The organism is Streptomyces boncukensis, from assembly GCF_011045075.1.
GTDB classification, from domain to species: domain Bacteria; phylum Actinomycetota; class Actinomycetes; order Streptomycetales; family Streptomycetaceae; genus Streptomyces; species Streptomyces boncukensis.
This window is the reverse complement of the sequence record NZ_JAAKZZ010000360.1, coordinates 1-7,863: the sequence shown is the minus strand read 5'-3', so window position 1 is coordinate 7,863 and position 7,863 is coordinate 1. Positions and strand designations below refer to the sequence as shown.

Below are 7,863 nucleotides of genomic sequence, written 5' to 3'. Positions count from 1 at the left end.
GGCCGGTCGCGCGGCGCGCGCAGCACCCGGTGTGCGAGCGCCGCCGCCGCACCCGCCAGGCACAGCGCGTACGCCGCCGTCACCCAGCCGCTCGCCGCCCGTCCGGAGCGCAGCCCGTGCACCAGCGCCGCGCCCCACGCCGGGTACGCGCACATGTGCAGCGCCCGCCACCACCCGGACCGGCCGCCATCCGCGAAGGCCGCCCGTACGGCGCCCGTCACCGCCACCGCCGCGAAGAGGTACCCGGCCAGGGTCCCCAGACCGATCAGTACCGGGCGCGCCGGGTCGGCCAGCGGTACGGCAGCGGCCCCGACGCCCGTCGGGCCCCCGGCGACCTTCACCCACACGTGCAGGGCCAGAAAACACAGCCCGGCGGCGGTCGTCCCCCGGTGCACGGCCTGGGCCAGCAGCCGGTGCGCCGGGCCCAGCAGGATCCGGTCCGTGGCCCCTAGCCCCCACAGCACCGCGGCCGTGAGCGAGACGAGCGCCAGCACCCCCGCGCCGTGGTCGAGGAAGGCCCAGGCGCGGCCCGCAGCGCCGCCGGTCACCGCCCAGCCGAGCGCGAGCAGCGCCGTGGCGCCGAACGCGGCGTGCAGCGGTCCGGGGCGGGGTCCTGCGGTCCTGCGGCCCGGCCGGAAACGGTGCGCGGGCGGTCGCCTGTGTGACGGTATGGCTGGTGGGCGTGGGGGAGAGGGCATCAGGTTCCCGTGGGCACGAAGCGGCGGCCGGGAGCCAGAAGCATGGTCGAAGCGGACGGAACGCACCCAGTGTTTATCGTGCTGTGACAAATTCCCGTACGTCGCCACCGCCGTGCCGCGCAGCTGCCGATGATGCCCACAGGCGATACGCGGGGGGACCGCGGGAGCGAGGTGGAGATGAGCGAGCTCAGGGCTGAACTGCCCGGCACGGTGCTGTGGGAGACCAGAGAGGGAGCCGCCGCACCGGGCGGCCGCGCCGCGGCCGCTCCGCCGACGGCGGACCAGGCACGCAGAACGCTCTTCGCCGCACTGACCGCGGACCGCGGCGCCTCCGGCGCACCGGCGCCGGCGGGCACCGCCAGGAAACGGTTCGCCACGCTGGCGCGCAGCGCGCGCTGGCCGCTGCCCGACGCGGTGCGCGCGGTGGCCCTGCCGGTGCCCTGCGAGCCGCCGCCGCTCTCCGGCGGACTCGGCAACGCGCTGGCCGGCCCGGTCGAGGGAGAGACCTGTCTGCTGGTCCCCGACTGCGGCGAGGACGCGCGGGGCACGCTGGAGCACCAGCTGCGCGGCTGGACAGCGGCCGTCGGGCACGCCGTGGCGCTGGACGACTGCGCGGACTCGGTGCGCTGGGCACGGCGGCTGCTGGAGCTGGAGACGGCCGCCCACGGACCCGGCGGCCCGGAGCCTGCGGGTCCGGTCTTCGTCGACGACCATCTCACCACCCTGCTGCTGCTCCAGGACGAGTCGCTGGCCCGCGCCCTCACGGCCCGCTGGCTGCGGCCGCTGGCCGGGCTGACGCCGCGGCAGAGCGAGCGGCTGGAGGTGACGCTGCTGGCCTGGCTGGAGAGCGGGGGAGCGCCGGAGGCGGCCAGGACGCTGCGGGTGCACCCGCAGACCGTCCGCTATCGGCTCCGCCAGATCGAGAAGGTGTTCGGCTCCACGGCGCTGCGGGATCCGCGGTCGCGGTTCGAGCTGGAGGCGGCGCTGCGCGGGCGGCAGCTGCTGGGCAGGATACGGCGCGGCCGGGCCCGCACGCCGGGCGGACGCAAGGCGCGCGCCGTCCCGCTGGGCAGCCCGCCGAGCCCGGCGCAGGAGGCCCGCATCAACGGCCTGTGACGGACCTAGTCGCAGGAGCGGCCCTCGTTGATGCACCGGACCGCGCGGTCCATCAGCCGGTCCGGCATGACGTTGATGAAGTCCCCGTGGTCCGTCACCGGTTTGTGCATCTGGTCGGGAAAGCTGTCCACGGCGTACGGCGCCTGAGCGGGGACGCCGGCGCGCGGCACGTCGTAGGCCACGCGCTGCCTCAGCTGCGGCACGGCCCGGAAGCCGTCCGGGCACGAGCCGTCCTCGCGGGCGAACGCCACGTGGTCGCGGTGGTTGCCGCTGTCGGTGTTCCTGCCGTCCCAGCAGCCGGGGAAGTCGAAGAAGCGGAGCACCCGGCTGCCCTCGGGGCACAGCGGATATGTGTCGGTGAGCCGGCGGTCCTCGAAGCCCTCGCAGCTCCAGGAGGCGTTGGCGTTCGCCGTGCCCTGGGTGAACGCCTTGGCGTCGCCCGTGACGATCCGCAGGAAGCGCGGCATGGCGGTGACCTTGCCCGCCGGGCTGCCCGCGAAGGTGAGGGCGACCTCGGCGGGGCGCAGCACCGTGCCCACGTTGCCGTCGTGCGCGCGCTCCCGGTTGCCGTCCAGGGCGCGCAGCACCGGCCAGTAGTACGTCGACAGATCGCCGTTCGCACAGGTCGTACCGGCGGCGGCGAGGCTGTCGTCGGTGGAGTCGGCGTCGGTGGACAGGTTGCCGACGTAGTCGTGGGTGTGCTGCGCGCCGTTGCGGACGCCGGGGGCCACGATCACGTTGTCCGAGTTGAAGTGGCCCTCCTCGTTGCGGCCGCAGCGCGTGGTGAAGCTCCCGGTGGCGGCGTCCCGCCGCGCCGCACCGGACTCCGGCGACCGCTGTGTGCCGGACGCGCCGGACGCGCTGGACGCACCGGACGCGCCGGGGACCCCGGACGCACGGGGTGTGCCGCCCGGTTCGACGGTCCTGATGTCCACGAAGTCGCCGGGCACCGGCCCGCCGCCGCGCGGCTCCTCCTCCGCCTGCGCGTGCACCCCGACGAGCGCCGCGGCGCTTCCGCCCAGCGCCAGCGCCGCCGTGAGCGCGCTGAGCCTGCGGGTCCGGCGCGAGCGCCGGTGGGCCGTCCTCGCCTGCTGCCTCATGCTCTTCCGTCCCTTCCTGCGGCCGGCCGGCCGGCCGGTCAGCCATCGAGTGCGCCGAAGTCCACGAGCCCGGTGTCCTCCAGGACCGTGATGTGATCCAGGACGACCGCGTTGGTCCGGGTGGCGAGCGAGCGCACCATCGTGTTGCGGGTCTTGTCCCGTACGAGTCCGATCAGCGCGAAGACCTTGCCGTGCGCGCGACGCAGCAGAGTGGCGAAGCACCGCTCGTACGCGTCGCCCTTGGCCCGCGCCATCCGGCCCAGCCAGCCGCGCTGCTGCGCCGTGGGCTGGTTCGGGAGGTCGATGCCCAGCGCCCGGCCCGCCCGTACGGCCCGCCGGTCCAGCTCCGTGTGGCCCTCGACCAGGTGGGAGCCCGCCTTCCGTACGGACGCGCGATTGCCGCGCTCCTGGGCCTGCCGTCCCGCGGGTAACTCCCACAGCCCGGCGAGCCGCACCTTCCGCACGAAGTCCCGGTCCCGCGCGCTGAGCGGCCCGTACGGGGTGCTCAGCGTTCCGCGCCCGTCGTCCTCCCAGCCCTCCCGGGCGGCGTCCAGGGAGCGCGCGCCGCCGAAGGTCTCCAGCGGGAGGAGCAGCGCGACGAGCGTGGCGAGCAGGGACCCGGCGACGAGCAGGGTGCCCAGGGCGCGGGCGCTCGCCAGATACCGGACCAGCAGTGCCCACACCCGCTCCACCCCGCTTCCAGGTCGCCCCGCGCCCTCCCGCCGGAGCGCCCGGGGGAGGCACCGGGGAAGCTAGCCGCGCGGCCCGCGCCGCGGGCGTCCTTCGTCCTTCTTGGACAAAGCGCTGGCGGACCGGCGCGGTCCCGGCTACCTTGTGCGATCGCACGAAAGCGGGGCCGCCGCCTTGGGGTGATCGCCCGTGCCGCGCGGGTGTGCGGGCATGGGACACTGAAGTACGTGCGTTTCCTCAATGATCAGCGGCCCCCGTACGACCTGACGTACGACGACGTCTTCATGGTCCCGAGCCGCTCGGCGGTCGGGTCCCGGCAGGGCGTGGACCTGTCGGCGCCGGACGGCACCGGCACCACCATCCCGCTGGTGGTGGCCAATATGACGGCCGTCGCCGGGCGCCGGATGGCCGAGACGGTCGCACGGCGCGGCGGGCTCGTGGTGATCCCGCAGGACATCCCGCTCGACGTCGTCACCGATGTCGTCACCTGGGTCAAGCAGCGCCACCTCGTGCTCGACACCCCCATCACCCTCGCGCCGGGCCAGACCGTCGCCGACGCGCTCTCCCTGCTGCCCAAGCGGGCGCACGGCGCGGGCGTCGTGGTGCGGGACGGGCGGCCCGTCGGCGTCGTCACCGAGTCCGACCTGACCGGTGTGGACCGCTTCACCCAGCTGTCCGAGGTGATGTCCACCGAGCTGATGCTGCTCGACGCCGGCATGGACCCCCGCGAGGCGTTCAACCAGCTCGACACCGCGCACCGCAAGCTCGCCCCCGCGGTCGACGCGGACGGCAGGCTGGCCGGCATCCTCACCCGCAAGGGCGCGCTGCGCGCCACGCTCTACACACCCGCCGTCGACGCCGGGGGCGCCCTGCGGATCGCCGCGGCGGTCGGCATCAACGGCGATGTCGCGGCCCACGCCAAGGGGCTGCTCGATGCCGGCGTCGACACCCTCGTCGTGGACACCGCGCACGGCCACCAGGAGCGCATGGTCGAGGCCCTGCGCGCCGTCCGCGCCCTCGACCCGGGCGTGCCGGTGGTCGCGGGCAACGTCGTGGCGGCGGAGGGCGTGCGCGACCTGATCGAGGCCGGGGCGGACATCGTCAAGGTCGGCGTCGGACCCGGCGCCATGTGCACCACGCGCATGATGACCGGCGTCGGCCGCCCGCAGTTCTCCGCCGTGCTGGAGTGCGCCGCCGAGGCGCGCGCGTACGGCAAGCACGTGTGGGCCGACGGCGGCGTGCGGCACCCGCGCGACGTGGCGATGGCGCTCGCCGCCGGGGCCTCCAACGTCATGATCGGCTCCTGGTTCGCCGGTACGTACGAGTCCCCCGGCGACCTCCAGCAGAGCCCCGACGGGCGGCTCTACAAGGAGTCGTTCGGCATGGCCTCCGCGCGCGCCGTGCGCAACCGCACCAGCGAGGAGTCGGCGTACGACCGGGCGCGCAAGGGCCTGTTCGAGGAGGGCATCTCCACCTCCCGGATGTTCCTCGACCCGGTACGCCCCGGCGTCGAGGACCTGATCGACTCGATCGTCGCGGGCCTCCGCTCCTCCTGCACCTACGCCGGCGCGGGCACCCTGGAGGAGTTCGCCGAGCGCGCCGTCGTCGGCGTGCAGAGCGCCGCCGGATACGCGGAGGGCAAACCGCTGCACGCGAGCTGGTGAGCGCGTGCCGGGCCGCCCTCTGTCGGGGCTCGGGGATCACATGATCGTATGTGCCCCATGACACGCTATGCGCGCCAGGCGAACTCCGGCACGGGCCCGGGGGAGATCACCCCGGACGGCTGCGCGGTGGAGATGTACGCCCGGCTTCCCGACCTGGGCGAGACCGCGGTCATCGCCGACGCCGTCCCCGCCGGGGCCACCCTCCTCGAACTGGGCTCCGGCGCGGGCCGGATGACGCGCCCGCTCGCCGAGCGCGGCTTCCGGGTCACCGCGGTCGACGAGTCCGCGGCGATGCTGGCGTGGATCGACTGCGCCGAGACGGTGTGCTGCGGCATCGAGCAGCTCGACCTCGGCCGCCGCTTCGACGCCGTGACCCTGGCCTCGATCCTCGTCAACACCGCCGACGAGACCGCCCGCGACGGGCTGCTGGCGGCCTGCGCCCGCCATGTCGCCCCCGGCGGGCAGGTGCTCATCCAGCGGCAGGCCGACGGGCACCACGAGCGGCGCAAGCCAGGGGACACCGTCGAGAAGGGCGGTATGACCGTCACCGTGGCCGCCATGGAGCGGGTCGAGGACCGCGTCTGGCGCACCCGGGTCGACTACGCCTACGAGGACGCCACCTGGTCCCAGACCTACTACTCCCGCGAGCTGCCCGAGCCGGAGTTCGAGTCGGCCCTGCGGCACGCGGGGCTGGTGGTGGACGCCTACCTCACCGGGGACCGCACCTGGGTGCGCGCCGTCCCGGCGCGCTGACCCGCCCGCACGGCGGCGTGGTCTACTGCTGCCGTGCCACTGAACGACCTCGACGAACGCATCGTCCACGCCCTCGCTGAAGACGCGCGCCGCACCTACGCCGACATCGGCGCCGAGGTCGGCCTCTCGGCGCCCGCCGTCAAGCGGCGCGTGGACCGCCTGCGCGAGCAGGGCGCCATCACCGGCTTCACCGTCCGCGTCGACCCGGCCGCGCTCGGCTGGCGCACCGAGGGCTTCATCGAGATGTACTGCCGCTCCCACACCACGCCCGGCGACATCCGCCGCGGCCTGTCCCGCTACCCCGAGGTGGCCTCGGCCTCCACGGTGACCGGCGACGCCGACGCGCTGGTGCAGATCCTCGCCGCCGACATGCACCACTTCGAGCAGGTGCTGGAGCGGATCGCGGGCGAGCCGTTCGTGGAGCGCACCAGGTCGGTCCTGGTGCTCTCGCCGCTGCTGCGCCGCTACACCTCAGGGCCGCCCCTGTGACCCGCGCCGGGGGCGCAACGAATCGCCGCACACCGCCCGCACGACGCAACACATCACGGCCATCCCCGCAAGATCGGCGCCTTGTGGCACCCCACCCGCGCCCGTAGCGTCGATTGCGTGCGTACCGCCCTCCTCCAGACCTCGGCCCGCGGCCCGGCCGCGCTCGACGACGCGGCCCGGCGCGCCGCCGCGCGCGGCGCGCGGCTGCTCGTCACCCCGGAGCTCTCGCTGACCGGGTACGCCCTCGGCGACCAGGTGTCCGCGCACGCCGAGCCCGCCGACGGTCCTTCCGCGCGGGCCCTCGCCCGGATCGCGGCCACGCACGGCATCGCCCTCGCCTACGGCTACCCGGAGCGCGACGGCGCCGCCGTGCACAACGCCGCCGCGCTGATCGGCCCCGACGGCACCCGCCTCGCGCACTACCGCAAGACCCACCTCTACGGCCCCTACGAGCGGTCCCACTACACGCCGGGCGACCGGCTCCCCGTCCAGGCCGAGCTCGACGGCCTCCGCATCGGGCTGCTGATCTGCTACGACGTCGAGTTCCCCGAGGCCGTCCGCGCGCACGCGCTCGCCGGTACGGAACTGCTGCTGGTGCCCACGGCGCTGATGCGGCCGTACGAGTCCGTCGCGCGGCTGCTGGTCCCGGCCCGCGCCCTGGAGAGCCAGCTGTACGTCGCCTACGCCAACCGCTGCGGCCCGGAGGGCGACTTCCACTTCGCCGGGCTGAGCCAGCTGGCCGCCCCCGACGGGCGCCCGGCCGCGCGCGCCGGCACCGGCGAGGAGCTGCTCGTCGCGGACGCCGACCCGGCCCGGGTGCGGGCGGCGCGCGCGGACACCCCGTACCTCGAAGACCGCCGCCCCGACCTCTACGCCCGTCCCTCCGTCTGACCCGTCCCTCCGTCTGACCCGTACCATCGAGGAGCAGCGTCCCCATGACGTCCACGGTGCCCACCTCCGCGCACGGCGAGAGCGCCCCGGACGGTGTCCCGCCGCTGACCATGTTCGGCCCGGACTTCCCGTTCGGGTACGACGACTACCTGGCCCACCCCGCCGGGCTCGGCGCGGTCCCGGCCACCGAGCACGGCACCGAGGTCGCCGTCATCGGCGGCGGGCTGTCCGGGATCGTCACCGCCTACGAACTGATGAAGACCGGGCTCAAGCCCGTCGTCTACGAGGCCGACCAGCTCGGCGGCAGGCTGCGCACCGCCTCCTTCGACGGCGCCGACCCGTCGCTGACCGCCGAGATGGGCGCGATGCGCTTCCCGCCGTCCTCCACCGCCTTCTGGCACTACGCCGACCTGGTCGGCCTGGAGAGCCACCCCTTCCCCAACCCGCTCGCGCCGCACACCC

The 7,863-nt window shown here is 75.0% G+C and carries 8 protein-coding genes and 1 pseudogene; 6 read left to right on the top strand and 3 right to left on the bottom strand.

Annotated features, from left to right (window positions below; genetic code table 11):
• Positions 1-698 (bottom strand): hypothetical protein (locus G5C65_RS26560; protein WP_206442294.1); only part of this gene is annotated, 698 nt, incomplete at its 3' end.
• A 177-nt stretch (positions 699-875) separates the two neighbouring features.
• Here G5C65_RS26560 and G5C65_RS26555 point away from each other — a divergent pair.
• Positions 876-1,814 (top strand): PucR family transcriptional regulator, encoded by a 939-nt coding sequence (locus tag G5C65_RS26555; RefSeq protein WP_241266072.1) that lies wholly within the window; start codon positions 876-878, stop codon positions 1,812-1,814.
• 5 nt (positions 1,815-1,819) lie between these two features.
• On the opposite strand, the pseudogene G5C65_RS26550 reads toward G5C65_RS26555, so the two are convergent.
• Positions 1,820-2,626: pseudogene (locus G5C65_RS26550) on the bottom strand (DUF1996 domain-containing protein); the annotation flags it as partial.
• 326 nt (positions 2,627-2,952) lie between these two features.
• Positions 2,953-3,606 (bottom strand): DUF4142 domain-containing protein, encoded by a 654-nt coding sequence (locus G5C65_RS26545; protein WP_338146674.1) that lies wholly within the window; start codon positions 3,604-3,606, stop codon positions 2,953-2,955.
• A gap of 225 nt (positions 3,607-3,831) precedes the next feature.
• On the opposite strand from G5C65_RS26545, the gene G5C65_RS26540 reads away from it, so the two are divergent.
• The 5 genes from G5C65_RS26540 to G5C65_RS26520 all read left to right on the top strand — a co-directional run.
• Complete coding sequence (locus G5C65_RS26540; RefSeq protein ID WP_165301469.1) at positions 3,832-5,268, top strand: GuaB1 family IMP dehydrogenase-related protein; 1,437 nt, start codon at positions 3,832-3,834, stop codon at positions 5,266-5,268.
• A gap of 57 nt (positions 5,269-5,325) precedes the next feature.
• Positions 5,326-6,021 (top strand): class I SAM-dependent methyltransferase, encoded by a 696-nt coding sequence (locus G5C65_RS26535; RefSeq protein ID WP_165301468.1) that lies wholly within the window; start codon positions 5,326-5,328, stop codon positions 6,019-6,021.
• Between the two features lie 33 nt (positions 6,022-6,054).
• Positions 6,055-6,510, top strand: a complete 456-nt coding sequence (locus G5C65_RS26530) for an AsnC family transcriptional regulator (RefSeq protein WP_165301467.1) — start codon at positions 6,055-6,057, stop codon at positions 6,508-6,510.
• A 117-nt stretch (positions 6,511-6,627) separates the two neighbouring features.
• Positions 6,628-7,401, top strand: a complete 774-nt coding sequence (locus tag G5C65_RS26525; protein ID WP_165301466.1) for a nitrilase-related carbon-nitrogen hydrolase — start codon at positions 6,628-6,630, stop codon at positions 7,399-7,401.
• A 44-nt stretch (positions 7,402-7,445) separates the two neighbouring features.
• A partial coding sequence (locus G5C65_RS26520) for a flavin monoamine oxidase family protein (RefSeq protein ID WP_165301465.1) occupies positions 7,446-7,863 on the top strand: 418 nt, incomplete at its 3' end.

Excerpts from the sequence above, each read along its gene's own strand:
- G5C65_RS26555 (WP_241266072.1), top strand. The coding sequence starts at position 876 with ATGAGCGAGCTCAGGGCTGAACTGCCCGGCACGGTGCTGTGGGAGACC.
- G5C65_RS26535 (WP_165301468.1), top strand. The coding sequence starts at position 5,326 with ATGACACGCTATGCGCGCCAGGCGAACTCCGGCACGGGCCCGGGGGAG.